This window comes from Bradyrhizobium sp. USDA 376, from assembly GCF_054063675.1.
Genome location: NZ_JBSSGN010000001.1, coordinates 4,209,780 through 4,235,411, shown reverse-complemented (window position 1 = coordinate 4,235,411; position 25,632 = coordinate 4,209,780). Strand labels below are relative to the sequence as shown.

The window sequence follows — 25,632 nt, the reverse complement described above, 5'->3', positions numbered from 1 at the left end:
CACTTCTCCGCCGCCGCGATCTGCGATCGGGGAAACTGACCAGATGAATTTTGAAGGTTTAGCCCACAAGGAGCGTCAGATGAGCGAACGACGTGAGCTATATCGTGATACCAACGGCGACGCTTGGTTTCTGGGACGCGAGCCGGCCAATGGACATGCTTTCATCATTCATCAGCCAAATGCGCCTCCTGGCGGCCGACTGACACACATTGAACTCGGCGATTTCTTGCGAAGTGAGCCGAAAGGACCCGAGCACCAGGCCCTTCTGCGCCTGATAGGTACGCTAGTGAACGTGCCACCGTACGCTTAGGGCGTACCAGCAGCGTTAGAGCGGCCTAGCACTCACATATACGGGCTGTTCTCCGAGACCATAAGCAGAGACGGATCGGATATCGGCACACCTTGCAGGTCAATCGAGGCGTTTGAAAGGATCTGCGTGCAGATACGTGCCATCAAAGTAATTGACGCCAAAGCGTCGATCACCAATCCAACGCTCTCTCCGCATTCGAATCTTCCTGAGCAGAGTTCGTGGCGGCCAACGCAAGCATTGACTAGCTGTTCCTATAGGATGCAAACGCTCCCTCACGCTTGGTGGCTGAAAACCTCAGTAAGGAAGAGCAGCGAATGGCCGGCGCACACGAAAATTGAGGGTCGGGGCGAGACGGGCCTTTCCAAGCTTCGCGCCATTTCGGAACAAAGATCCAAGAAGCCGTCTGCCCACCAGAAAGAGAGGGCCGCCCGGAGGCGGCTAGTTTTTGTCTTCTCTTCTGCTTATTTTTTGAGGGCGTCAGCGGCGTCCCGCGCTGCATCCTTCACATCTCCCGCCGCATTGTGGGCAGATCCCTTGGCCTTGTCGATCTTGCCTTCGGCTTCCATGTCCTTGTCGCCAGTGAGCTTACCGGCACCTTCTTTGATGGCGCCTTTTGCCTTGTCGGCAGCGCCCTTCACATGTTCGCGGTCCATGATCGTGTCCTTTGCTGTTGGGAGAGCACACAACGAAAGCGTTGCGCAGTGGTTCCTCCTGCGGAGGCCCGCTTAAGGCCGCCGGCGTCGGACGCCTCGGCATATTGAAGGCAAGCCACCACTAAATTCTCGTCGCCTGGCGGGCCGTTCTAACCGACTCGTGCTCTTATGGGGCGCGCCGGCCGGTCGCCGAGTGCGCGCAAGCGGATGGTCAAAATTGCTCAGACCTGGTCTGCCACAAGTGTTAACAACGCCCATCACCGTCCGGCTCATGGCTTCTATCGGTGCTGAGAACGCCAATTGCGCTCCCGCCTAACCGAACAGCGAGCACCATGTTCAAGCAATCATCGATATTTCAATACCGCTTAGAGGACGAGGCAATTGACTTGCGCAAGCAGGCTGAGGGTATGCCTCATGGCGTTCGACGCGACGAGCTTCTACGGATGGCCAACCGGATCGATAACTCGGTTATCGTCAATAAGTGGCTGGATTCACCAGGTCTGCGCGCTCCGACATAAACCTACCAGCGCAGAGAGGCCGCCTCAGTTGGCGGCGTTTGGCCTTACGAGCCTAACATAGGTGGCGAACACCAGCCCGCGCGCGGAAGCGATTACCGCATGACGGCAGTCGGCCTGCGGCAGAAACTCGAATAGTTCACTAGCGGGAGCCGAAACAAGTGCTCGCTATCCAGCACCGAAAGGCGCACTGTCCGCCATCGCGCGGCCCTTAGCAATTACGGTGATGTGAACGCAAGTTCCGCTCCCGCTTGACCCGCAGCGGAGCATCAAACATGGCGGCTCGACGGCCCTCACACCAATCATCGACACTCGAATATCGCCTCGCACAGGAGGCGATCAATCTCCGCCTAGTCTACAGGTCAAGGAGTTGCCCGTTGGCGTTCGCCGCGCAGAGCTCTTGCGAAAGGCCAGGCACATCGATGTTGCAGGAGAGATCAACAGGTGGTTGACCTCGCCGGACTACAGGCGCCACCTTAAGCTTGGCTCTCGTTCGCGTGATGAACTTCTGCACTCCACGAAGAGACCAACCTATACCGGGATTTTACAGTCTCCCTCCCGGGCTGGTAAGCCGCCGCCTGCGCTTTATTTAAGCGGGCGGCGTTTTTGTTCTCAGGGGCCAAACGACCTCATCTCCTGCGGTTGCCCCACCACCGGCCAAGGCCCAGTCATAGGCGCCGGTGGTTGACAGACGGGTCCCAGCCTACGGTCGGTAGCCATGTGCGACGACGATCTGTTACTTCCATCTATGTGCCGATGCGACGTCCCTGGCGGGACATCACCCGGGACGCGCTGCGCCGCTCTCATGCGCTTTGGAAATCGAGCCCGAAATGAAATCGGGCCGCTGATGCAGGTCCGTTCTCATGCGCTTAGTCTTCTACCACCTTAGTCTTTCTTTCTTCGGCTTCTTGGCTTCGCGATTGCCGCGTTGCTATCCCTTCGCCATGCCGTCAATCTCCTGTTGCGGTTCGAGTTCGTCCAGTTCATCCGACTGCAGAACGCGCCCTCGATCAACGTCGGCAGAAAACGATAAGCTTTTCATACTTTCTTTAGCAAATCTCGACCGACTCCGCTTTGGTGAACTCTCTTCAGGGGGGCTTACCTTTGCGGCTGGGGAGCGTAAGCAATCTTCTTCAGTGCCTTGTTCGCATCACCGCGACCTTGATAAGTGCCGAGCAACTCGCCCTCGTCGTCAATTTCTTCAACCCGACACAGGGTCCAGCGCTTGTCTTTGCCCTGCGCGATGCGGAACGCACGACCGTTGCGGCGACAATAGAATGCTTCGGATCTCTCGATTCTGGTCCACGCACAATCCGCGCCCAACAGAAACCGCTGTTCCAGCCTTATTCGCTCTTCCTCTCTCCAGCGCCGATAGCTTTGCTCCTGCTCCGTTTCTAAGCCTGTCTTCCTCGCGCTCGATGCGCTCCTGCAACGCTCCAATGATCGCGCGCATCTCGGTGCCGTTTCCCTTGTCTGACTGACACAATGCGACACAGCCATTTCTGAGTTCGTCCTTGGGATAACTTGTATGTGGTTCTTCCCAAATAGCGCGCAGACTCTGCTCCACATCCGTTTTCGTCAACGGCAGGCCGGGTAACGTATTCAGAAACGCCTGGAGGTCCTCGACGGGTATCCAGATGGAGCCGCTGCCTGTGCGGCCTCTTCTCGCCGACTCTCCCCACTTCTTCCACACGGAGCTTGCTCCATCCAGCGCTTTCATAATCTCGCGCGATACCTTGTGAACGCTATGCGGCTCACGCAGGTGCTTCAAGGATGGGCTTTTTACGTAATCAAACAAGATAGAGGCGACGGCGTAGTGACGATCAGCGTTCATGCGGAGCTCTCGTCGTTTTAATGCAACAGCAAGGCAAGTTACGCGGTGCGGCTCAGGCAACTCTCAACAGGCTAACTCGATAACACCATTAGGTTCACGGTTCTGGGGATGCTCCGGATCGATGCCATTGAGAACCCGCCGCTTAACGGCGCGCCAGATGGTCTGGCATAGCTCCGCCGCAGCTTTCGATGCCTGAGTGCAGATTGGCTCTTCGGTGACCAGCCCACGCACCGACATGGATATGTGCCCACATTGAACACATACTCATTAAACGTAGCACCGATGAAGTGCCGGGCTAAGTGTGGATGGCGGACTACTTCGCCCTCCCACTGTGGTGGACTGCTCGGCGCTATGGTGCTTCGCATTCGCGCCACCCTTCCCGACAAGGGGAGGGCGAGAACCACGCTGGCAAGAATGAAGGCGATAGGGCTATGCGCTGCATGCCCCCTAAACGCATTTTGGGAGCTTTTTGTTGCTATGCACCGTAGGAACGGATCGCCAGCCGCTTCCGTTACCCATCATGGAAAATATACGCCCACAAGACGAAGACCCGCGCGAGACGCCGCTGGATGATCCGCGGCAGCAGACTGACGCCCCCCATCACAAGCAGACAAATGAACCGTGGAAGGGCAATCCTGAGAAGGATCAACTCCCTCCTGACCGGCCGGACATCGATCTGGAGAATGGCAGGAGAGCAACACCCATCAGTCGAGAGTAGCAGTATCATGTATCGTACCCGCGAATACCTTGAGTGCGCCGAGAACTGCGCGCAGCTCGCGGAGCAGGCTCGGACGGCCCCCGCCGCGCGCCGCTATCAACGCATGGAGGCGGCTTGGCGCGCGCTCGCCGAGGAGCAGCAGTGGCTGGACGGGGAGATTCCGCCGGTAGGCAGACCAAATTCATCCGCGCTACACTCGCACTCATGACGCGCACAATCCGCGCTCGCTGCCAATAAGGAATTGCTTCGTCGGCGGTAGCCCAACCTGACTTTCATCGTGCGCTGGCAGCGCACAACACAGTGACATGAGACATAATTGTACCCAACTTTGTGCGTAACCTCCCGTGTGCACAAAGACGCCTGCGCTTGCTCGGCGCTCAGCCAGGGTAGGAACCATAGTCGTTGGGACAGCTTGGTATCCAAAACGAAAGGATATCTTATGTCCACAAAGATACCCAACACAGAAGCCGATGCGGGCCGTCAAGTCCCGTCACGTCGTCACGACGCTGGTAGCGGCGCGAACGAAACTACCGATGGATTGGATGCAAGCACCGAAGCGTTGCGCCATGCTGCGGAAGACACGCCATCGGGTGCCTTGCCGGAGGATGTTGAGATTGTCCCGGTATTTGACCGCGCCGACTTAGCACCCAAAATTTAGTTGCAACCATGGTGAAGAAAAAGCACGGCATCATTATCGAAACACCCATGGAAGCGCGTCAAGCCGAACCCGGGCCCTCGATCCTCTTGCTGCTTCTCATCAGCGTAAGTGTCGCTGTGCTCGCTATGGCCGTTGTCTGGTTCGTTTTCTTCCGTACCTAGCGTCGCGTTGCTTTTAGCTAGGCCGATTTACAGCCCGTTAGGTGGAGAATTGTCAGACCGGACTGCATTGATCGCGAGCCGGGCCAATCCCATGTCCATCCTAACGGAGGACAGCTTGAAGCAATCGCAGCATTCCAAAATGCAGAGAACTGCCGAGCGCGCTGCCGAGATCCAACTTTCCACCGGTACAAGCGCATAGAAACCGCATGAAGGACTTTGGCCGATGAGCAAGAATGGCTGAATGGTGAGATTATTCAGAACGCCGAGTCCCGGGACTAGCTGCGTTCAAACTTAGCGAACTGAGTAACGGCGGGTCTGTTGCTAGCCTTGGGGAGCACTTCCGGACCTGGGCAAACAGCGGTACCTCGACCAGTGTTCCGATCAGTCGCGGCAACGCTTGCTGTTCGACTCCATTTCCGTCACGCAAGAGCTCGCCCAATTCAATGTGAGAAAGGCGGCCACCAGAAGGGGCATTGGGCTGATGAATAATAAAAGCATGACCGCTAGTCGGCTCGCGCCCCGATGAACCAAGCGTCGCCATTTGGACTGCGATATAGTTCTCGCCGGTTTGAATATTTCCTCCTAATCGCCCCAAGCTAGGGCGCGTACTAATAACTCCCTTGTATGAGGTCCGCTATGATCCTGATAGTGGCGCACTAGCACTAGCCGCTCTCGCCAGGTCCGAGCTGGGACAACATCGGGCTAGCAAATAGAGCCGCCAACTGGATCGGCTTTTAGTTCATCTTCGCCGAAGCTCGTCATGTAGCCCGGGATCGTCGGCACACTCTTGCGCGGCCTGTCGAGCTTCCTCCATGCCGCCCCCCGGCGAAGGCTTTGGACGGGCTGCTTTTCGGTCACGCTATTTCGTCATCCCAAACACGGCTGTTGGCATCTCCGACATTCAAAAGACCCAACAGCTTTTTCTTGCCCGCGTCGAATGCCGAAAACGAAGGGAACAAGGCTCACGGATGGGGCCGGGATCCTGCGGCTCGGGAGGGCTGCTTTGCAGGAGTCTGTCATCGGTCGGTCGGCAAGGGTCGTTCAAATACCGAACCATCTCAGGCAAGCGTTGCCGCTATACAAACTCCTATTCTTCCAGCTCCGTGAGGATGCGGTTGCGGTGCTGGATATGCTGCATCTGAATGGCGAAGAAGGTGTTTAGAAGCTTCTGAGCCTCGGTTGTGTTCGCTCCTCGGCGAGCCAAGTCCGCAATACGCTCCTCTTGCTTGGCAATATTCCGCTCGCCTTGGGCGACGTGCCGTTCGGCCTGTTCCAAATGGCGAAGCTGCATTGCGCGGTCCACGAGGCAACCTAGAACAGAGTTGGACAGTTCCCAAACGCAGGCCCGATGTCATCCCGGCAAGAAAATTGTCTAGCATAAAAGGACGCCAAATGAAGCTGTCTCACTCGGGAGTGAGCTTGTAAACGTCACCGGGTTGGAGGTTGAGTTCCTGAAACAGCCCTTGCTGCTTTTCCGTAACAAGCGCTGGTACAATTTCCGCCGTCCAGCCTTCGGGGACAGCCGCGAGGACGAGTGTCAACGCCTGACTTGGCTTGCCGCTTCGCTGGCGGCGCATCGTCTGAGGCCACCTCCACAATCGTGAACGAATTGCCGAACGACTCTGCCATCGATGGCTAATCCGACGACGTGCTGCAAGTTGCAACAACTAGCTGGGATGGGCCACGGTCGGTAAGCAGCCTTGACCGGGAATTAAGTTTCCCGGCAAGCCGAACTATGGGCCCCCGCCAAGGCTCTCAGGGGCCTCCTGGACGTGCGCTACGGCACCCGCGACGGATCGGACTGCGCCGAGTTCTCAGGGGAAGGGCGAGACGCCCGTGACCTGAAGGTGTCGCGGAACACGGTTCGGAAGGTGCTGAGGTCGGGAGAGACCTCCTTCGAGTACGAGCGGCAGGTGCAGCCGCGGCCAAAGCTGGGACGATGGGCAGCGAGGTCGCGCTTGCGACTAAAGCCCCATTCGATTCCACCGCCGTCCTTCACGACACCGGTGACGTGTTGGCCGAGCCTCTTTTCGAGTTCGCGGGACCAAGGCACGAGCTGGAAACCGAGCCCATTATCGATATGGCGAAGCGTCCCGAGGTGAGCGTCAGCCTGGCGATACGTTCCCGCCACATGCTCCCCGGAGGCGGCATTCACGCGAGGCAGGCCGGTGCCGACCGAGACCTTTGCTGCCACCTCGTCCAGTTCGCGTCGACGCAACGTGTCCAGGAGATCGTGCTGCAGGATGATGCGTTGGCCCTGCCGCCGGGCCAGGCCCTGCTGGATCAGATGCTCGGTACGGGCCTCCATGGCGTCGCGGGTCTCGCGGCCAAATCCACCCATGGCGAGCGGTATCGGGTCGCGTTCGACGAGCCTGTAGTCGAGCCAGGTTGCTCCTTTAGCCGTCACCTGCCCACCGAGATCGAGGTCGGAACGGGTCGCTAGCACCACGGTCGGTCGCGGATCGCCGGCTTGACCCAAGCGTCGGACCTCGACGATACCGCCGACCGGCGGTGCATGTTCGAAAGCCTCGAGCCCTCAAAAGCACACATGGTGCGCCCGTCCGTCTGTTCCGTCGATCAGAGCATAGGCCTCGCCGGTCAGTTCGTCATGCAGTCCACGGTCGACAAGTCGTCCGACAATCTGGAATGTCGGCTGGCCGCCCTCGATAATGAAGTCGGCAACGCCGCGAGCTTCTCCGCGCTCGGCAAAGGCGCGGTGCACTGTCTCGATGATGTCGCCGCGCATACCGAGGTCGCGCAAGCTGCGCTCGGCCTCGAGTCCGACCATCCATTCCTCTGGCGCGGCGGGTGCGGCGAGGCCCATCTTCTCCAGGTGTTGAAGACGACCGACCATCAGGCGCCGGATCTCGGGATCGGACTTACCGGGATTCTCCGGGCGAAGATCGATCGAGCCTGTCTCATCGGCCATCAGCCGGATCTCTCGGTCGAGCCGCGTCCATCGTTCCGCCGTGACTTCCCTCTCGAGCGAATTGCGGATCTCGTGCTCCGGCTTTGGACCGAGTTCGATGGCGACCAGTTCCTCGGCGCGTCAGCGCAGGCCTTGGCTGATGTAGTCGCGGGAGATCACGAGATCCGCTCCTTCCTCATCTACTCCCCGAACGAGAAGACGAACGTGAGGGTTGTCGGTGTTCCAATGATCGACAGCCACCCAATCGAGGCGCGTACCAAGGTCGATTTCCATCTGTCTGGCGAGATCGCGGGTAAAGGCCTTCAGGTCGGTCATGTCGCCGGCGTCCTCGGGTGAGACGATGAACCTGAATGATGCCGGTCGTCCTTGCAGCGTTCTGCGAAAGCTGCGCTATCGGTGCGGCCACCGGCGGCATCGAACATCTCTCCGCTCGCCGCTCCGGGTCACGCCGTCACGCTTCAGATATAAAATGTGGGTCGTCAGCGGCGCTGAGCGAAAGGCTCGCCCTGTGTGACGAACCACGCGTGCCTTCACCACAACGCGGCGTGTCGGGCTGAACAATCTGGCGCGGCTAAAGGACAGCCTGCCGCGGCCAAACGTCGAGCGCCCATAGGCTGCAGCACGCCTGCCAGCTGCGGCCTGCCCCGAGGTGTGTCCTGCTTTCTTCGCGGCCCGCAGCACCTGGTTGATGAAGCTCTTCGGCTTCGGCGCGCGGGTACTGCGGATGCGTCCAGGCCGAATACGCAGATCGCTGTCGCCCACGCTCACGGCAAGGCCTGCCAACGATCAAAATCGCACATGGTGCCGAAGACGCCTTTGATTCCATTGGTCAAAATGCAAAGCGCGGCACGCGCCCCGACTGACCGGCAGCCAGAACCCAAGCCATGCCAATGGCTTGCGGTTCGACCGGCGAGCCCCTTTTATCTCGCCTTCCTAATCGGGCATGCAAAGTCAATCCACGTCTACGCTTTTCTGCGACTTTCTGCACTTCAAACATCACGCACCCCTTGCAACAACAACGCACACACCTCACCAAAGCCGCGACCGCGGTTTGCATTCTCCAGGCGGGGTCCATGCGTTCCTTCGCGTTCAGCACTATGGCCGTCGCATGCTCTTCATCAGGTTCGTAAACAGGGCTGTCCAAGCAGTCTGGCGCTCTCATCACGTAGGACGGAAGCAGGCAAGAAATAGGGGACATTCCCCGTTTCGCGGCCCGCCAGGGGACGCTCACCGCGCGCGCGGATCTCTAATTGTTGCTCCTTCTCAGCATGCCGGCTGCAGCACCAGCGCTCATCCTCCGTGATCCAACAGAAGTTACTGCGCAGGCTTTAAGCGCAATCGTTGCGTGACCTTGGCACCGAAGCCGACGTGGAAGTCGGTCTCATTGACCCACATCCTGTGCAGAATGCTCGCAAGCTTGCGTGCAGCCGCGACGCCGCGCACAACATGCTCGACCGCTTGGCGATCCGCAGGCCCCAAGCCCGCAAGGCCGACCATTTCCTGACCCGCAGCAACAAGCTAGCGGCCGCCTCGCAGAGCGCTTAGCGAACTGCGACGTCGCCCTGTTTGGTAATTCGGCCTTCGAAGTCGATGGACGTTCCAGACTGGTGTCGCCTTGGCGTCAGACCAAAATGCGCGCCGACTGTCCGAGATCGCGCAAACCGGAGAGGGTCATCGACACCAACCTTGAACGAAAGAGCCGCAACGGGACCGACGCCGGGTACGGTCATCAGCCGACGACAAATCGTATCATGTTGGACCACCTGCAGGAGTACCTTATGCAATCGTTCGTAACCCTCGAAGATCGCTCGCCGTACGTCCAACATGGCCTCGATCATCACGGAGAATACCGGATCGCTGTGCTCGATGAGCTCGCGGACCTGCGCTTCGTATCCTCCGCGGCCGACCGCTCCAACCATCAGACCGTAAGCCCTCAGCGTGCCACGAATGTGGTTCTCGAGGTCGATCAGCTTGCGCTTGAGCAGCTTCCTGTTCGCCAGCAGCGAGCGCATTTTCTGCATCTCGATGTTCGTGACATGGACGGCGCGATACCAGCCCAGCCGCATCATCTGCGCGATGCCGCGCGCATCGTTGCGGTCGGTCTTATTGCGCATTGTCGAAAGCGAAACGCGCATATGGCGCGCTTCTACGACAATCATCGGAAGTCCAGCTGGTTGCAATTCGCGATACAGCCAGAAGCCTAGCGATGACGCCTCGACCCCCACTCTATCGAGGCGATCCGCGCAGCCCTCTACAGCGGAGCGGATCGCCTCTGGCTCCGTGCTGACCTTGACTTCGCGAACCGTGAGACCCTCGCCATCAACGATGCAAACGCTGGTTTCTTCAAGGCCGACGTCCAGTCCAACGTACAGTTTCATCGGAGCTCTCCCTTGTGGCAACGACCTTGCAAGTCGTTGCACCAGGCTCCAGATTCGGCCACGACCGTCTTATCCCCGTGCATCGGTATCTCGAAGCCCGATTTGAAGAGCTGTCCTGCTGTCGTGCGTCCCCACCTCCATCGCCTTTCCGCACATTCTTCTCCAGCGCACGCCAATGCTTGCGAGGTTGCGCATTCGGTCATCGCGGGCGTCCTGCATCAGATCTCGCGACGAACAACCCTGTTGCCTGTGGCACGATGGCCGAGATGTTGTGAACGGCAGCGGCCGTCGGAGCCCGGTTCGGCGGGCGCCCAGGCTGCAGCCGTGCATCGGTCTTCGAGCTTCCAGACCGCACAACGAAGAGCACCGCTGCCGATCGCTGCAGGTTCGCAACTGCCTCCGAACCTGTGATGTCGTCGCCGACCACTGGTCCAAGCTTGTCCAAATTGGCCTGGGTCTCAGCTGGCAATGGACGGCCGGCCAGATGCGTCTCGTAGCGAGCAGGTCCGGCGTTGTAGGCTGCAAGGAAGCCCGGTGAACCATACCGATCGTGCATTTCGCGAAGATACGCAGTACCCGCAAGAATATTGTCGCTGGGATCGTACGGATCGCTGCCGAGATGGTACCGCAGGTGCAGATCTGCCCAAGTCTCCGGCATGATCTGCATCAGCCCCATGTCGCCTTTCGGTGACTTGGCGCGCACGTCTCCAACGCTTTCGACGTCTATGACTGCGCGTATCCAGTGCACCGGGACGCCGAAGCGACGCGAGGCCTCCTCGACGAAAGCCGCAAATGGATCGCCAGTTCGATAACTCGCCGTAGCCACCGCAGGTCGCATCCGGGCGACAGCAGTAGCGTTATTGACGGCCAGGACGAGGAACAGCGGCACGACAACGCGCAGGCTTCTCTCGAACAAGCACAAGCATGCCGCCGTGCGCGCGCCCGTCCAGGGTAAAGTCGCTTCGCGCCGGCCTTCCGGCCGCCCTGGACCGCCGCTGCGCGCGACGGCTGTGCGTTTGTTGGTCGGGACGGAGGAATGGTGCCGCACTCGGTCGAACAGAGGAATGGCAGATCGGACTCTCAACACGCGCACGATCAGTCCTCCCAAGTCCACACAGGGAACGCTCGGCCAATCACGGCCGATGTCGGCAAGAACCCGAAATAGCGGCCATCCAGCGAGTTGGCGGACTGCCAGTTCATGACGAAGAATTCGCCCTCGCCGACGACGCGGCAGCCCTGCCATTTCGGGAGCGGTCGGCCGCGGTCATCGCGCTCCCGCGCTTGCCCCATTTCGATCGCGTCGACAGAAACTGTGAGCCCGTTTCGGCAGACGGTCTGCCCCGGAAGCGCCAGCACGCGCTTAAGCATCGGCACTCTGGCCGGCAGATAGCCGTTCAGGTCGAGGAAGCTTGCAAGCGGCTCCGGTGGCTGTTCGGCGAGGAGTTCCGTGACGAACAGGCTGTCAACCGGTCGCAAACGATAGAGGCCGAACGGTACGCTCTCGGATGCATTCCAGACGTAGAGCGGCGTGATCTCGAGAACGATAGGCGCGATAAGAGCCGCGGCACCGCCGAGCATCGCGGTCAGCGTCTTGAACCTGCCGATCATCGCATGATCCTCTGCCGGTGAAGCCACGCCTGGTGGCCCACGGGTGGCAGGAGCTTTGCGGCTCCCAGCACCCTGCGTATGGGTGTCGGAATTCGCGCGCACCTCGGCTCATCCCTAAGTCCGCTTGCCATTCGCGCGTTGCTCGTGCATTGCGCCGAACCCATAGACATCCCGCATGTCGAGGTCCGGGGTCGCGCCTCTCAACATCTTGCCGAAATTGCGATCTGCAATGACGATACCGTCCGCGTCGTGTTCGAGGGAACGATCACCGCATCCAAGTACATAAGGGCGCCAATCCCCGTTCCTGACGACCTCTTGAAGGGCTGGTCAAGATCAAGGAGACGCTTGTTTACGCGACCGAAGTCGACCCCCACCATCCAGGCAACTACACGCGCGCGGGTCTGGATGTGATCTTTCGACCGAACAGCGGGCAAGGTACGTGACAAGGCAACGCATGCTGTATCGAAGAGCTTCTTCGGCAAGGATCGGCCCACGGTCGCCGAAGACGAGTTGCGCCGCGACGCCTGGAATGGGAGAATTGCCTCCATGCCGAGAATACATATCGGGGACGCTCGCTCGATGCTCCCGCATTCAATTCACTACAATGCGCGCGCGGAAGGACACAACAGCAAGAAAAAGCAGGAGCTGAAATACGCGCTCATCGTGTCTGTTACGGCGCGCCGCGTGACCGACCTCTACAATCGCATCGTGCGCCGTTACCGCGGAACGTTGGAAGCGCTCATGCCTGTGATTGAAATCCCTGTGCGTGTCGAAAGCCAGGAGGAATAACCTCGTGAGCTATTCGAAACGCGTCCTCTTCGGCAATGACCCGGAAGACGAGCCGGTGCGCGCTAAGCTTCAAGAGCAAGCCGAGGCCCTTCTAAGATCATTCACCTTCAAAATCCCGATGCGCCGCGAAAATCGCCTTCCTGGGCCCCACTGGGATTCCCGATGACCATTGGTACTGCAATGCGCCGTCGATGAATTGAGCATCGCGACGATCAAGGTCAACGATCAGTTGTGCGCACGCTCAGAAGCCGAGGCAAAGATCATCAAAAAGAGAGCTGAAGAGCTCTACAATGGCTTCCTCCAGGAAGACGTTCGGATACCCGCGAAGCTATAAGTCGGCGTGATGCGTTAGCGATCAAGCGAGTCCATGCTGCGTCCTTGCTGCGTGGAGCCGCCGATACAAGTTGGTAGTCATTGAAATTGAACGGGAATTTTTGCGAACGATGCCGCGTCGGAATTCGTGGGACGGAATCGCAATTTTTGCGATGAAATAAGAGAATTTCAGAGGGTTTGGTGGTTGGGGCGGCAGGATTCGAACGGCTGCGGCGGGCCTCGGCGCGAAACGATGATTTCTTCTCGGGCGCGGTCGCAACCATACCAGGTTCGCTCCAGGACCGACCTCCGTAAAACTCGACGAACGCGATCGAATGCAAGACACGTGCAGGCTACCGTACCGACCGACAGCAAAAACTTCAGAAAACTTAGCCAATCCATCTCGTTCTCAACGACAACCTTGGGGGAGCGAAGGTTGATATTCGATCCTCGCGAATAGACAAGGTGGTCAAACATTCAGATGGAAACCACCCCAAGGTGGCTGGGCAAATGTGCATGGTTCACGGAGCCGACGATCAAGAGGGCCGACAGTTGCGGCGCGGTCGTGCCTGTAACAGCTTGGCGAGGCTCATTCGCTTCCCGAAAAAGATTGCCGGCGCTTCACATTATCGAGAGCCAGCCGAGCGAAAACTCGAAAAAACACCGTTTGAAAAACCGTTTTAGTTCGGCCGTCTCAAACGGTCTCTCTCGCTAAGGTCCTGATTTATATGGTGGGCGCACCAGGGCTCGAACCTGGGACCCGCTGATTAAGAGTCAGCTGCTCTACCAACTGAGCTATGCGCCCGAAAGGCCGGTCAAAGCCTTGCGAGGCCGGTCGTTTAGCAAAGCGATCCGGGTCTGGCAAGCGATGTGGCGCATGTTTTCCAAGGTTCTTCCACAGCCCTCAAAAAGCGAAAAGCCGCTGGATTCCAGCGGCTTCGCCAAGGTCAATCCCCGGGAAAACCCGTACTCGCTCAGAGCCGGCCCTCGCGGTCCCGGTCCGGGCCGCCGTCGCGGTCGAAACGGTCACGGTGGAAGTGCTCCATGCCCCGCTCCATCATCCGGTCCATGCGTTCCATGAAGTGGCGGCGCGGGCCGTCCTCGCCGCCGCCGAACGGTCCACGGTGACGGGTCAGCACGGCGAGGCGCCGCTTCTGGCCCTCGTCCAGGGTCTTGTAGAGCGGATCTGCGGCATCGGCGATCTTCTTCAGGGCGGCGGAGGTCGCCGCCATGTCCTCGGCGCGCTGGCGCAGGCGGGCGACCGGGTCCTCCGGCCTGTCGGCGCTGCCGGCATCGCCCGGGCCGGCATTCATGCGCGCGTTGGCGCGATCGATGCGCAGCTTGGCGAACTCGCGCACGGCGGCCTCGACCGGCGGCCACAGCTTCTCCTGATCGGCGTTGAGCTTCAGCCCGGCATGGACGGCGGCGATCCGCGCGTCGACGAAGGCGGCGCGGTCTTCCGGGTTCATGCGGATGTGGCGGAAGTGCTCCATCCACGGGCGATGATATTGGGCATAGACCGCGCCCGAGCCGGCGATGCTGAGCACGGCGATGGCAGCGATGGTGAACTTCCTCATGACGTACCTCCTCTGGAAGGATGCCCGTGAGGATGAGCGCGAGGGGGCTGACGCGCAACTTACAACTTGGACAGGGAGCGCGTTCTTACAGAGATGTAACTGCCGTGAATGTCCGTTCAGATGCATACTGAAACGATTTGCAACAAAGAGGGCTTCCGTGCCGGCACGGAAGCCCTCTGTTCATGCATTATTTATCCGCACGCCACGCGCGTCAGTTCGTCGTGCTCTTGGCTTCCTTCAGGAACTCGTCGATCAGCGGCTGGCCGATGCGGCTCGCGGCGTCCTTGTAGACCGGCTCCATCGCCTTGCGCATCGCCTCGTCCTGCTCGCCCGTGAGCTTGATGATCTCGCTCTTGCCGCTCTTCTTGATTTCGGCGAGCGCGTCGTCGTTCTCCTTCTGCGACTGCGTGTTGTTGAAGTCGGTGGCTTCCTTCATCGCCTTCGACAGCTGGTCGCGGATGTCAGCCGGCAAATCGTCCCAGAACTTCTTGTTCACGATCACGACGTAGCCGATGTAGCCGTGATTGGTCTCGGTGATGTACTTCTGCACCTCGTGCATCTTCTGGGTATAGATGTTCGACCAGGTGTTCTCCTGCCCGTCGACCACGCCGGTCTGCAGTGCCTGGTAGACCTCGCCGAAAGCCATCACCTGCGGCAGCGAGCCGAGCGTCTTGAACTGGGCCTGCAGCACGCGCGAGGACTGGATGCGGAACTTGACGCCCTGGTAGTCGGCGGGCGTCACCAGCTTCCTGTTCGCGCTCATCTGCTTGAAGCCGTTGTCCCAATAGGCAAGGCCGGTGATGCCCTTGGGCTCGAGCTGCTTGAGCAGCCGCGCGCCGAGCGGGCCTTCCGTCACCTTCCGCAACGTCTTCAGGTCGGGCAGGATGTAGGGCAGATCGAACACCTCGAACTCGCGGATGCCGAGCGGGCCGAACTTGGAGTTGGATGGTGCCAGCATCTGCACGCTGCCGAGCTGCAGCGCCTCGAGCTCTTCCTTGTCCTTGTACAGCGTCGAGTTCGGGTAAACCTCGACCTTGACCTTGCCGCCGGTGTACTTCTCGGCGAGCTCCTTGAATTTCTCCGCGCCCTTGCCCTTCGGCGTGTCGGTGGCGACGACGTGGCTGAACTTGATGATGATCGGCGATTGGGCCGATGCCGGCCCGGTCAGCGCCAAGGCCGCAATCGATGCCGCAGCCCAAATGAGTTTCCGCATGCTTCCTCCCGCACGTTTTTGTGGGGGCACGGACCGCCGGCCCCAAAACCTTGACTTCAAGCCGCGAAGCCAGGACTTGAGGGTAGCATTATATGCCGACACGCCGGGACGCTATTGCCCGTTAGCAGGGTCCGCCTGCAAAAATGCGGCACCGCGGCGCTGTGGAGGACCATGGCCGGATCCGCTGGCCATGGCCAGGATCGTCCTGTCGCCGTTTTTTGGCGACCTCAGCCGTGCAGCGCCGCAAGCTGGGCCGGCGCGACGACAGCCGGGTCGGTGATCAGCGTGCCGCCATGCCCGTCCGATGCGATCGCGAAGTCGGCCGCGCTGTATTGGCCCAGCAGATGCAGCGTCGCGACGTGCGTGCCGTCCGAAACTGTCAGCGCGCCACCGGTGTTGTCGCCGTTCGCCGCATAGGCCAGCGTGGTGCCGACAGTGTCGAACTGGATGTCAACGAGGTCGATGAAATCGTTGGTCTGCCAGCCCGAGATCGAACCGGTGAGTGCCGAAGACTGCTCCAGCACGAGACCCGCATAGCCGGCACCGAAGGTCACCCCGCTCGCGGTCCCACCGGCAAGGACGACTTCAACCGCGCCGGTGCCGATCATGGTGTTGGTTGCGAGGCCGCCGGATCCGACGTATTGCACGCCGGAATTGAGCGACGTGTTGGTGGCGCTGCCCCAGACATATTGGGTGCCGCCATTGATCGTGGTGCCGTACGCAGTGCCCCAGTCGACCTGAACGCCGCCCGCATTGATGGTGGTGCCGCTCGCGGCGCCGCCGGCGTAGACGTTCTGCTGGCCGCCGTCGTTGATCGTCGTGACGGATGCGCTGCCATGGAGGTACTGAAGGGCGCCGTTGCTGATCGTGGTCTGGATCACCGTGCCGCCGTAGACCGACTGGATGCCGCCATCCATCGTGGTGTTGATCGCGGTTCCCCCCAGATAGACGTCTTGCCCGCCGCCATGGATCGTCGTGTTCGAGGCCGTGCCGCCGCCCTGGACGGCCTGCAGGCCCGAATTAATCGTCGTGAGGCTCGCCGAGCCGAGCACGTACTGAGCGCCACCGCTGATCGTCGTGATGATCGTGAAGCCCCAATCGATCTGGATGCCGCCGGCATTGATGGTGGATCCGGTCACGTTGCCGTCGCTGTAGACGTTCTGCTCACCCCCGGCATTGACGGTGGTCGAGAATGCGTTGTTGTGAACGTGCTGCATGCCACCATTCGCGATCGTAGTGTTGATCGCGACGCCGAAGACGTTCTGGGTGCCGCCGTCCACCGTGGTGTTGGTCGCGATACCGCCGCCAAGGATGTCCTGCTCGCCGCCGGTCACGATCGTCGTGCCGTCGGCCGAGCCGCCGGTCTGGATGTATTGATTGCCGAAGATCACGGAGTTCGAGGCCACACCGAACACCACCTGCGCGGCGCCCGTGGCGACCACCATCCCGTTGGCCGAGCCCTCAAGCACGACCACCGCGCCGCTTTCGACCTCGATGTCGGAATAACCAGTGGCGTCATTGATCGTCCAGACGCCGCTCTGGACATCGAGCTTCTCGACATTGACGACGGTGCCGGCCAGCGTACCGCCGCCCGAAAGGGTGAGCGTGTCGAACCCGTCGCCGCCATCAATCGTGCCGGCCACGGTCGAGCCGGCGAAGAGATTGATGCCGTCGTTACCCGCGCCCATCGAGACGTCGCCGTTGATGAGGCCGCTGTTGCCGAGCGTATCGTCGCCGCCGTCCGTGGCAACGCTGCCGAAAATGCTGCCGGTGTTGGTGACGGTGTCGCCGAACGTGCCGACGATCGAGATCGCCTCGCCGTTGTTGCCGCGAATGGTGCCGTCGTTGATGATGGTCATGACGCCGAAGGCGCTGCCGTCATTGCTGTCGTCGACGGTGATCGCGCGCTGGTCGCTGACGATGAGGCCGCCCACCTCGTTGTGGACGAAGCCGCCGCCGATCGCGAGCGCCTCATTGAGGCCGTTGGCACCGCTGGTCAGGCCCACCGCCCTGATCGTGCCGAAATTGTCGATCGAGACCAGGCCGTCGACATCGACGCCGTCGGCATCGGCGCCGCCGACCGCCGTGCCGGTGATGGTGCCGCGATTGGTCACCGTCGTCGTCGTATTGGCGGCGCTGTCCATGTTGATGCCGGAGCCGGATTTGCCGGTGATCGTGCCGTCGTTGGTGACGGTAATCGGCTGGTCGCCGGTGATCGCATGGCGGGCGCCTTCGATGACGCCGCCTGCGAAGTTGTTGACCACGCCGCCGGCATTGACCGACTGGAAGTCGATCGCGTCGTTGCCATCGGAAGTCGCCGAAGCATTATGGCTGACGATCTGGCCGAAATTGTTGATGGTGGCGTTGGCGCCGGGCCGGATCGCGTCGGCATCGGCCGCCGAGATCACGCCGGTGGCCGCATTGTTGATGACGGTGTGCACGCCGGCCGAATTGATGTCGTCGAGGTCGAGCGCCTGACCGGCATTGCTGCCGGTCCCGGTCGAGGAAATCGTGCCGTCGTTGTTGACGGTAAAGGTTCCGCTGGTGCCCGAGACCAGGTTCGAGATCTTCACCGCGTCCTTGGTCGCGGTGATGGCGGCGCCGGTCTTGTTGTTGATGGTGAAGCTGCCGCTGGTCGAGCCGCTGGTGGCGATCGCGCGGCTGGTGCCGGTTATGGTGCCGGAATTGTCGATGAGCGCGCCCGGCGAGGTGCTGCCGCCGATCCAGGTGACCGGGGTCGAGCCGGACAGGGTCGCGCCGGCAAGGACGGTCAGATGGCCATCGTTGGCGAGCGTGATCGGGTTCGACGAGTTACCGGAGACCAAGGTGCCGTCGTCATTGGCGATGGTGCCGGTCGCCGTTGCCGTGCCGATCGTGACCGCTGCGCCCGGATTGCTGGCGCTCGTCAGCGTCAGAGAGAAGCTTTCATCGGGCTCCGCGGTGGTGTCGCCGGCGATCGTGATGGTGATAGTGATGGTCGCAGAGGACGCGCCGTCGGCGAAGCTGCCGCTGAAGGTCGAGGCCGGCAGCGTGCCGCCGAAATCGGCCGCATCGGTGGTGCCGGCGGCGAAGCTGCCGGAGAAGCTGAGCACGCCGGTGGTGCCGCCGGTGCGCAGAACCGTGAAGGTCATGGTCTTGGTGCCGCTCTGCCCCTCGGCAACCGATACGCTCGCTGGCGAGAACGAGATCGTCTGCGTGGCGGGCGCGGCCACGGTGAAAGCGGTGGTCGGGAACGGCGCGTTCGGCGTGGTCCCGTCGGTGCTCTGGTCGCCGCTGCCGTTCTGGGTGGCCCAGTTGGCGGTGTTGCCGATCGCGGCGAGGTAGTCTGCGAAGCTGGCGAAGCCGGAGCGCGGGCCGTTATAGCCGACGATGTCGAGGCCGCCGGTGAAGCTGATCGCGGTCTGGCCGGCGACGAGGCCGGTGCCGGTCAGCGTGCCGTCGGCGGTCGCATAGCCGACATTGGAGATCGCGGCGAGGAAGGTCGGCGACGTCGCGAAGCCAACATAGGCGTAGACAACCTCGCTGTCGTTGGACAGGCCGGTGTTGTTGGCATTGGTGAAGGTGGCCGAGCCGGCGCTGGTGCCGAACGTGCCCTTGCCGATGTTGTTGATGTCGATGACGGTGCCGGCGGCAATCGCGCTGGTGGCGGTCCAGGCGATCGTGCTTTCGGCATTGCTGCCGGCGGCAAAGCTGGTTCCGTTCCAGTTGCTGTCGGTGAAGTTGATCACCGTGCCCTGCGGGATGTCGGTCAGCGCAACGAAGGACAGATTGTCGTTGCCGTCGCCGTTGAACCCGGTGAAGGCGATCGAACCAGCAGTCAATGACATTTCAATTCTCCAGCGGCGGGGCGCGGGCCGCGATGCTGCAGTTAATGAAATGATAACATGACATGATAATAACAGTTATGTTATGATACACCCTCCTCCGCATCATCGATGCCCAAAACGAAAAACGCGGCGTCAGAGACGCCGCGTTTGCCGATGAACTGCAGAGAATGAAGCGTCAGCCCGCCGCGGCCGTCGTCACCGTGTCGCGCTGGCGCTTCATGACGATCTTGTTGAGCGCGCCGAGATAGGCTTTTGCGGAAGCCACCAGCGTATCCGGGTCCGCCGCACGCGCCGTCATCGAACGGCCGTCCTGCGACAGCCGCACCGAGACTTCCGCCTGCGCGTCGGTGCCTTCGGTCACCGCGTGGACCTGGTACAGCTCGAGCTTGGCTTCGTGCGGCACCAGGCGCTTGATGCAGTTGAACACCGCATCGACCGGACCGTTGCCCTCGGCTTCCTCGATCTTGATCTGGCCATCGACGTCGAGCTTCATGGTCGCGCGCTGCGGGCCGTGGGTGCCGGCGATCACGGTCAGCGAGGTCAGCTTGATGCGGTCGTGCGAGGCCGCCATCTCCTCGTCGACCAGCGCCTCGATGTCCTCGTCGTAGATGTCCTTCTTGCGATCGGCCAGCGCCTTCATCCGCGTGAACGCATCTTCCAGCTGGTTCGGGCCGAGCTTGTAGCCCATCTCCTCCAGCTTGTGCACGAAGGCATGGCGGCCGGAATGCTTGCCGAGCACCAGCGAGGACTGCTTCAGGCCGACCATCTCGGGCCGCATGATCTCGTAGGTCGAGGCGTCCTTTAGCACGCCGTCCTGGTGGATGCCGCTCTCATGCGCGAAGGCGTTCCGCCCGACGATCGCCTTGTTGTACTGCACCGGGAACGAGGTCGCCGCCGACACCACCTTCGAGGCGCGGGTCAGCTGCGTGGTGTCGATCTTGTTCCAGTACGGGAATTTGTCGTTGCGGACGTTGATCGCCATCACGATCTCCTCGAGCGCAGCGTTGCCGGCGCGCTCGCCGATGCCGTTGATGGTGCACTCGACCTGGCGCGCGCCGCCGGTGATGCCGGCCAGCGAGTTCGCCACGGCCATGCCGAGGTCGTTATGGCAGTGCACGGAGAACACCGCCTTGTCCGAGTTCGGCACGCGCTCGATCAGCGTCTTCATGAAGTGGGTGTATTCCTCCGGCACCGTGTAGCCGACGGTGTCGGGGATGTTCACCGTGGTAGCGCCGGCCTTGATCACGGCCTCCACGATGCGGCAGAGAAAATCCATCTCGCTGCGGGTGCCGTCTTCCGCCGACCATTCGACGTCGTCGATCTGGTTGCGGGCGCGCGCGACCATGGCGACCGAAGTCTCGATCACCTGCTCCGGGGTCTTGTTCAGCTTCACCCGCATGTGCAGCGGCGAGGTCGCGATCACGGTGTGGACGCGGCCGCGCTTGGCAAATTTCACCGCTTCGGCGCAGCGGTCGATGTCGGCGGGATGGGCGCGCGACAGGCCGGCGATGACGGCGTTCTTGGAGCGGCGGGCGATCTCGCTGACCGCCTGGAAGTCGCCTTCGGAGGTGATCGGGAAGCCGGCCTCGATGACGTCCACGCCCATGTCGTCCAAGAGCTCGGCGACCTCGAGCTTCTCCTCGAAGGTCATGGTGGCGCCGGGGCACTGCTCGCCGTCGCGCAGCGTGGTGTCGAAAATGATGACGCGGTCCTTCTCGGACTTGTTCACGGTGGCCATTTCAAATTTCCTTTTGAACTTATGCGCGGTTCAGACCGTCTTGGTCCGTTGGCGCCTGAGGTGTCCGGTGATCTCGACCAGCCCCTGAGCGCCCAGGCGCGTTGCGCCCAGCCGGCCCTCAGGGGCAGCTAAGAAGAAGCCCGCCAAGAAGGAGGGTGGGCAGCGCGGCCGGGATCGTGGCGGCGGCCAAAGCCACCTCCTTCGAAATCCCATCGATTTGGCCGCGAATCAGCATTGCCAGACCCTTTTGAGCCCTCAAATCCTCGGTCAAAACCGTTGACGGTTGGTTGCCGGGAGGCCCGATGCGCCTGTTTCTAGACGAGAAACGGGCGCAACTGCAACGCCAAAAGATGGTCAGGAAGACTGACCTGGTTGGGGACCGATCGCGCCCTCGCAGATCGCGTCGTCTCAGCAAGCGTCCTTATCCGCCCCGTCATCCTGAGGTGCGAGTGGCGCGATGCAATCAGCATCGCGCCGGGAGCCTCGAAGGATGAACGGCCGGGATGTATCCGGGCCGTCGCCCTTCGAGGCTTGTCCTACGGCGCTGTCGCGCCTCAGGACGCGCACCTCAGGGTGACGGTGATGCAGGACATTTCGCGGCAACTTCCGCGTCCTTGCGATGCAAAGGCCCCGGATCATGCTTCGCTCAATCCGAATTACGGACGCAACGTCGCTATCCCGCGCGGCGGGCGCGGGCCCTGCTCTCCCAGCGATCCAGCATCTGGCCAAGTTCGCCGGTGGCGACCTTCGCAAGCGCGTTGGAATTCGCAGCCTCGTTGGTGTTGGCGGGGGCGGCGGCGCGCAGCCAGCCCGGCTCGCTGTATTCGCGCCAGCGGCGCGCCTCCGCCCGGCGTTTGCGGGAGGCGAGATCGCGGGTGAAATAGCCCGCGGCGAACGCGATGGCGAGCGCAATGACCAGTGCAACAACGGCTAACACAGTGAACTCCGGAAATTGCCCCGCGCACCGTTCTGCCAGCATCGCGCGCGAGGTCAAGGCTTGACAGGCCTCAAAACCGGCCCCTGTTAACCGCGCGAGGGCGGGACCAATTGTCGCCCTGCACCACGCGCAGCCGCAATGCGGCAATGTTGCGGCGATCTCGCGGCATCGCGCGGAGGCTGCGAACCTGCCCCTCGCAACCGGACGCGGACCGGACTAACCTTCGCCCCGCTGGGCCGGATCAACCGGCCAGCCGAACACAACCGGGAGGACGCGATGACACGCCAGGAGGCTCCTGAGCAGGAGCAGCGTGCGCACGATGCTGCGCTTTCACGACGAACACTTGTCCGGGGACTGGCGCTCGGCGCCGCGGCCACAATGGCCGGCCCCGCGCTGGCCCAGACCGGGCCCGTCGCACCGCCGACGACGATCACGACGCCGCCGCGCGATTTCGGCCCCAACGGCGCGCCGACGACCTATTTCTGGGACCCCGACATCATCGCGGTCGATCCATCCTTCAACGATCTCGCGCAGCCCAACACCGCGATCAAGCGCCTCTATACCGGCCTGTTGTGGGCCGAGGGCCCGGCCTGGAGCGCACAGGGACGGTATCTGCTCTGGAGCGACATTCCCAACAACCGGCAAATGCGCTGGACCGAGGACGACGGCCGCGTCAGCGTGTTTCGCACGCCCTCCAACAATTCCAACGGCAACTCCTTCGACTTCCAGGGCCGCCAGCTCTCCTGCGAGCACCTGACGCGCCGCGTGACGCGCTACGAGCATGACGGCACCGCCACGGTGCTGGCGGATTCCTATCAGGGCAAGCGGCTGAACTCGCCGAACGACATCGCGGCGCATCCCGACGGCAGCTACTGGTTCACCGATCCGCCCTATGGCGGCCAGCTCTATGAAGGCGAGCCCGACGTCGCAGGCGGCCCGAGCAATGCGGGCGGCAAGCTCAATCCGCGGATCGGACAGCCGGCCGGCTTCGTGCCGGGCAAGCGCGAACTGCCGACCAACTGCTACCGCATCGATCCCTCCGGCCGCATCGATCTCGTCGTCACCGAGGACCAAGTGCCTGATCCAAACGGCCTGTGCTTCTCACCCGACTACAAGAAGCTCTACATCGCCTCGACCGGCAAGGGACCGGGCGACACCGGCCCCGGCGGCAAGGGCGAGATCTTCGTGTTCGACGTCGGCACCGACAACAAGCTCTCCAATCTCAAGAAGTTCAGCGATTGCGTGATCGACGGGGTGAAGTGCGGGCCCGACGGCCTGCGCTGCGACGTCAACGGCAATCTCTGGGCTTCCAGCAATGCCGGCCGCGCCGTCGGCTACAGCGGCGTGACGGTGTGGTCGCCGGAGGGCAAGCTGCTCGGCCGCATCCGCCTGCCGGAAGTCTGCGGCAACGTCTGCTTCGGCGGCCCCAAGCGCAACCGCCTGTTCATGGCCGCCAGCCAGTCGCTCTATGCGGTCTACACGGCGACGCAGGGCGCGGGGCCGGGCTGAACGATACAAGCTGAATGCGGCGAGGCGTCAGCGCACCCCGCTGGCGCCTCAAATATGAAGACATCTCTCAAGTTAGTGTATCTAGCCCAATCCAGGAACGCTTAACTATGCTCACCGTCTATGGCGAAGGTCGTGGCTTCCGTGTTGTTTGGCTGCTTGAGGAATTAGGGTTGGCTTATCGGCTGCGGCCGGTCGATCTGCTGGCAGCCGAGAAGGATCGCGATTTCCTCGCGATCAACCCCGCCGGCTTCATTCCCGCACTGCAGGACGGCGAGACGATCATGGTCGAGTCGATCGCGATTCTTGAGTACCTGCTCGCCCGCCACGGCTCAGGTTCGCTTGCCGTCGCCCCGGACGATCCCGCCTTCGCTTCCTATCTGCAATTTCTCCACTTGGGCGAGGCCGGGCTCGCCGGGCCGATGAACGCTGTCATTGTCGGTCGCCAACTGGCGCCCGAAGCCGAGCGAGATGCCCGGGTTACCTGCTGGGCACTCGAGACCTTCGAGAGCCGGCTGGGGTTGGTTATCCGCCGCCTCGCGGATTCTCCCTATCTCGCCGGCGACCGATTCACTGCTGCCGATATCTCGGTGAGCTACGCCCTCCTGCTCGGCCTGCGAACTGGCAACTACGTCCCCGGTTCTATCGAGCGGGACTATCTCGCTCGCACGACGGCGCGCCCTGCCTACGGCCGAGCGATGGAAAGCTGCCAGGCCACCAAGGCTTGGGCGGCGAGATCACCGGGATTGTAGTCGCCCTGGTCTTCCGCAGGCAGCACGTGACTTCCGGACCGAGCGCGTGATAATTGAGCCATGGCAGACAAAATTCGCGTCGTTGTTCTCTACGGCGGCAGGTCCGGTGAGCATGAGGTTTCGCTGAAATCGGCGGCCTCGGTGTTCAGGCATCTCGACCGCACCCGCTTCGAGGTGATCCCGGTCTCCATCGACAAGGAGGGTCGGTGGCAATGGAATGACCTTCGCTCGCTCGATCAGGCGCATGCGGTGTCTTTGCCGATCCTGCCCGACGCGCCGGAGATACGGCTCGCCAGAGAACCTGATGGACGCGTCGCTCTCATGCCGATTTCCGCAGGGACAATGGACCCGCTCGAGATCGACGTCGTCTTTCCGGTCATCCACGGGCCGCTTTGCGAGGACGGCACCGTGCAGGGTCTCTTGGAATTGGCCGACGTCGCCTATGTCGGATCCGGCGTTCTCGCCTCCGCCGTCAGCATGGACAAGGACGTCGCCAAGCGGCTCGCTGAATTCGCCGGCATTCCGGTCGCGCCCTATCGCGTGCTCACCCGCAAGGCCTTCGTTCACGACCGGTCCGCGTCTCTTGCGAAAGCGGTCGAGGGACTGAGCCTGCCGGTGTTCGTCAAACCGTGCAACATGGGCTCCAGTGTCGGCATTCACAAGGTGAAGACCTGGGAGGCGCTCGGAGCCGCCCTCGATGATGCGTTCCGTTACGATATCAAGGTGCTGGTCGAACAGGGCATCGACGCGCGCGAGATCGAGGTCGCGGTGCTCGAAGGCGAGACGCTGTTCGCGAGCCTCGCCAGCGAGCTGAATCCCAATGCCCACCACGAGTTCTATTCATACGAGGCCAAGTATCTCGATCCCGACGGCGCCCGGGTCGACCTTCCGGCTCAGCTCGACGCGGCACAGATGGAGCGCGTTCGGTCGCTGGCGACGCGGGTGTTCGCGGCGCTCGAATGCAGCGGCTTCGCACGCGTCGACTTTTTCCTCGACCGGCAAGGCGGAGAGTTCTGCTTCAACGAGATCAATACCCTGCCCGGCTTCACCTCGATCAGCATGTATCCGAAGATGATGGAAGCCTCGGGCGTCCCCTATGGCGAGCTGCTGACGCGCCTCGTCGAGCTGGCGCTGGACCGGCACCGGCAGCGTCAATCGCTGGAACGGGGCTACGCGAGCTAGGTTGTTTCCGCTCGGGAGCAAAGCGCCCTAGGAAT

General features: G+C 61.7%; 19 protein-coding genes, 1 tRNA gene and 2 pseudogenes. 7 read left to right on the top strand and 15 right to left on the bottom strand.

Annotated features, from left to right (window positions below):
* The first annotated feature begins 43 nt into the window (after positions 1-43).
* Positions 44-310 carry a hypothetical protein gene (locus ACVJ19_RS19855; protein ID WP_225895072.1) on the top strand — a complete coding sequence of 89 codons (267 nt, stop codon included), beginning with the start codon at positions 44-46 and terminating at the stop codon, positions 308-310.
* 461 nt (positions 311-771) lie between these two features.
* Here the strand turns inward: ACVJ19_RS19855 and ACVJ19_RS19850 are convergent, their stop codons facing one another.
* Positions 772-963, bottom strand: a complete 192-nt coding sequence (locus ACVJ19_RS19850) for a CsbD family protein (protein WP_028170261.1) — start codon at positions 961-963, stop codon at positions 772-774.
* A 1,716-nt stretch (positions 964-2,679) separates the two neighbouring features.
* A complete protein-coding gene (locus ACVJ19_RS19845; RefSeq protein ID WP_244635855.1) occupies positions 2,680-3,312 on the bottom strand; it encodes a hypothetical protein in 633 nt (210 codons plus the stop codon).
* A gap of 725 nt (positions 3,313-4,037) precedes the next feature.
* Here ACVJ19_RS19845 and ACVJ19_RS19840 point away from each other — a divergent pair.
* Together ACVJ19_RS19840 and ACVJ19_RS19835 are read left to right on the top strand one after the other, a co-directional pair.
* Positions 4,038-4,238 (top strand): hypothetical protein, encoded by a 201-nt coding sequence (locus tag ACVJ19_RS19840; RefSeq protein WP_018640763.1) that lies wholly within the window; start codon positions 4,038-4,040, stop codon positions 4,236-4,238.
* A gap of 231 nt (positions 4,239-4,469) precedes the next feature.
* Complete coding sequence (locus ACVJ19_RS19835; protein ID WP_145642295.1) at positions 4,470-4,688, top strand: hypothetical protein; 219 nt, start codon at positions 4,470-4,472, stop codon at positions 4,686-4,688.
* Positions 4,689-5,936: 1,248 nt separating this feature from the next.
* On the opposite strand, the gene ACVJ19_RS19830 is transcribed toward ACVJ19_RS19835, so the two are convergent.
* From ACVJ19_RS19830 to ACVJ19_RS19800, 7 genes and pseudogenes are all read right to left on the bottom strand, one after another.
* On the bottom strand, positions 5,937-6,140 hold the full coding sequence (locus ACVJ19_RS19830) for a hypothetical protein (protein WP_018640766.1): 204 nt from the start codon (positions 6,138-6,140) through the stop codon (positions 5,937-5,939).
* Between the two features lie 717 nt (positions 6,141-6,857).
* Positions 6,858-7,256 (bottom strand): annotated as a pseudogene (locus tag ACVJ19_RS19825) (DUF3363 domain-containing protein); the annotation flags it as partial.
* Between the two features lie 129 nt (positions 7,257-7,385).
* Entirely contained in the window at positions 7,386-7,778 is a 393-nt protein-coding gene (locus tag ACVJ19_RS19820; RefSeq protein WP_014493157.1) for a DUF3363 domain-containing protein, read from the bottom strand.
* A gap of 120 nt (positions 7,779-7,898) precedes the next feature.
* Positions 7,899-8,093, bottom strand: a complete 195-nt coding sequence (locus ACVJ19_RS19815; protein ID WP_430648216.1) for a hypothetical protein — start codon at positions 8,091-8,093, stop codon at positions 7,899-7,901.
* Positions 8,094-9,092: 999 nt separating this feature from the next.
* A pseudogene (locus tag ACVJ19_RS19810) lies at positions 9,093-10,156 on the bottom strand (IS110 family RNA-guided transposase).
* A gap of 199 nt (positions 10,157-10,355) precedes the next feature.
* A complete protein-coding gene (locus tag ACVJ19_RS19805) occupies positions 10,356-11,072 on the bottom strand; it encodes a lytic transglycosylase domain-containing protein (RefSeq protein WP_014493153.1) in 717 nt (238 codons plus the stop codon).
* Positions 11,073-11,251: 179 nt separating this feature from the next.
* Positions 11,252-11,764: a S26 family signal peptidase gene (locus tag ACVJ19_RS19800; RefSeq protein ID WP_453950683.1), complete on the bottom strand. Its 513-nt coding sequence runs from the start codon at positions 11,762-11,764 to the stop codon at positions 11,252-11,254.
* Positions 11,765-12,343: 579 nt separating this feature from the next.
* Here ACVJ19_RS19800 and ACVJ19_RS19795 point away from each other — a divergent pair.
* A complete protein-coding gene (locus ACVJ19_RS19795; protein ID WP_014493150.1) occupies positions 12,344-12,553 on the top strand; it encodes a hypothetical protein in 210 nt (69 codons plus the stop codon).
* 1,041 nt (positions 12,554-13,594) lie between these two features.
* Here the strand turns inward: ACVJ19_RS19795 and ACVJ19_RS19790 are convergent.
* The 6 genes from ACVJ19_RS19790 to ACVJ19_RS19765 all read right to left on the bottom strand — a co-directional run bounded on the left by ACVJ19_RS19790 (position 13,595) and on the right by ACVJ19_RS19765 (position 22,157).
* A tRNA-Lys gene (locus ACVJ19_RS19790) sits at positions 13,595-13,670 on the bottom strand.
* A 169-nt stretch (positions 13,671-13,839) separates the two neighbouring features.
* Positions 13,840-14,442 carry a Spy/CpxP family protein refolding chaperone gene (locus ACVJ19_RS19785; RefSeq protein ID WP_453950682.1) on the bottom strand — a complete coding sequence of 201 codons (603 nt, stop codon included), beginning with the start codon at positions 14,440-14,442 and terminating at the stop codon, positions 13,840-13,842.
* A 211-nt stretch (positions 14,443-14,653) separates the two neighbouring features.
* Positions 14,654-15,655: a TRAP transporter substrate-binding protein gene (locus tag ACVJ19_RS19780; RefSeq protein WP_453950681.1), complete on the bottom strand. Its 1,002-nt coding sequence runs from the start codon at positions 15,653-15,655 to the stop codon at positions 14,654-14,656.
* Positions 15,656-15,882: 227 nt separating this feature from the next.
* Complete coding sequence (locus tag ACVJ19_RS19775; protein WP_453950680.1) at positions 15,883-19,482, bottom strand: beta strand repeat-containing protein; 3,600 nt, start codon at positions 19,480-19,482, stop codon at positions 15,883-15,885.
* Between the two features lie 175 nt (positions 19,483-19,657).
* Positions 19,658-21,220 carry a 2-isopropylmalate synthase gene (locus ACVJ19_RS19770; protein ID WP_453950679.1) on the bottom strand — a complete coding sequence of 521 codons (1,563 nt, stop codon included), beginning with the start codon at positions 21,218-21,220 and terminating at the stop codon, positions 19,658-19,660.
* 673 nt (positions 21,221-21,893) lie between these two features.
* Positions 21,894-22,157: a hypothetical protein gene (locus ACVJ19_RS19765; protein WP_453950678.1), complete on the bottom strand. Its 264-nt coding sequence runs from the start codon at positions 22,155-22,157 to the stop codon at positions 21,894-21,896.
* A 276-nt stretch (positions 22,158-22,433) separates the two neighbouring features.
* Here ACVJ19_RS19765 and ACVJ19_RS19760 point away from each other — a divergent pair, with 276 nt between their 5' ends.
* From ACVJ19_RS19760 to ACVJ19_RS19750, 3 genes are all read left to right on the top strand, one after another.
* Positions 22,434-23,666, top strand: coding sequence for an SMP-30/gluconolactonase/LRE family protein (locus ACVJ19_RS19760; protein WP_453950677.1), 1,233 nt, complete (start codon positions 22,434-22,436; stop codon positions 23,664-23,666).
* Between the two features lie 107 nt (positions 23,667-23,773).
* Complete coding sequence (locus ACVJ19_RS19755; protein ID WP_453950676.1) at positions 23,774-24,415, top strand: glutathione S-transferase family protein; 642 nt, start codon at positions 23,774-23,776, stop codon at positions 24,413-24,415.
* Positions 24,416-24,475: 60 nt separating this feature from the next.
* Positions 24,476-25,597: a D-alanine--D-alanine ligase family protein gene (locus tag ACVJ19_RS19750; protein ID WP_453950675.1), complete on the top strand. Its 1,122-nt coding sequence runs from the start codon at positions 24,476-24,478 to the stop codon at positions 25,595-25,597.
* Positions 25,598-25,632 lie beyond the last annotated feature (35 nt).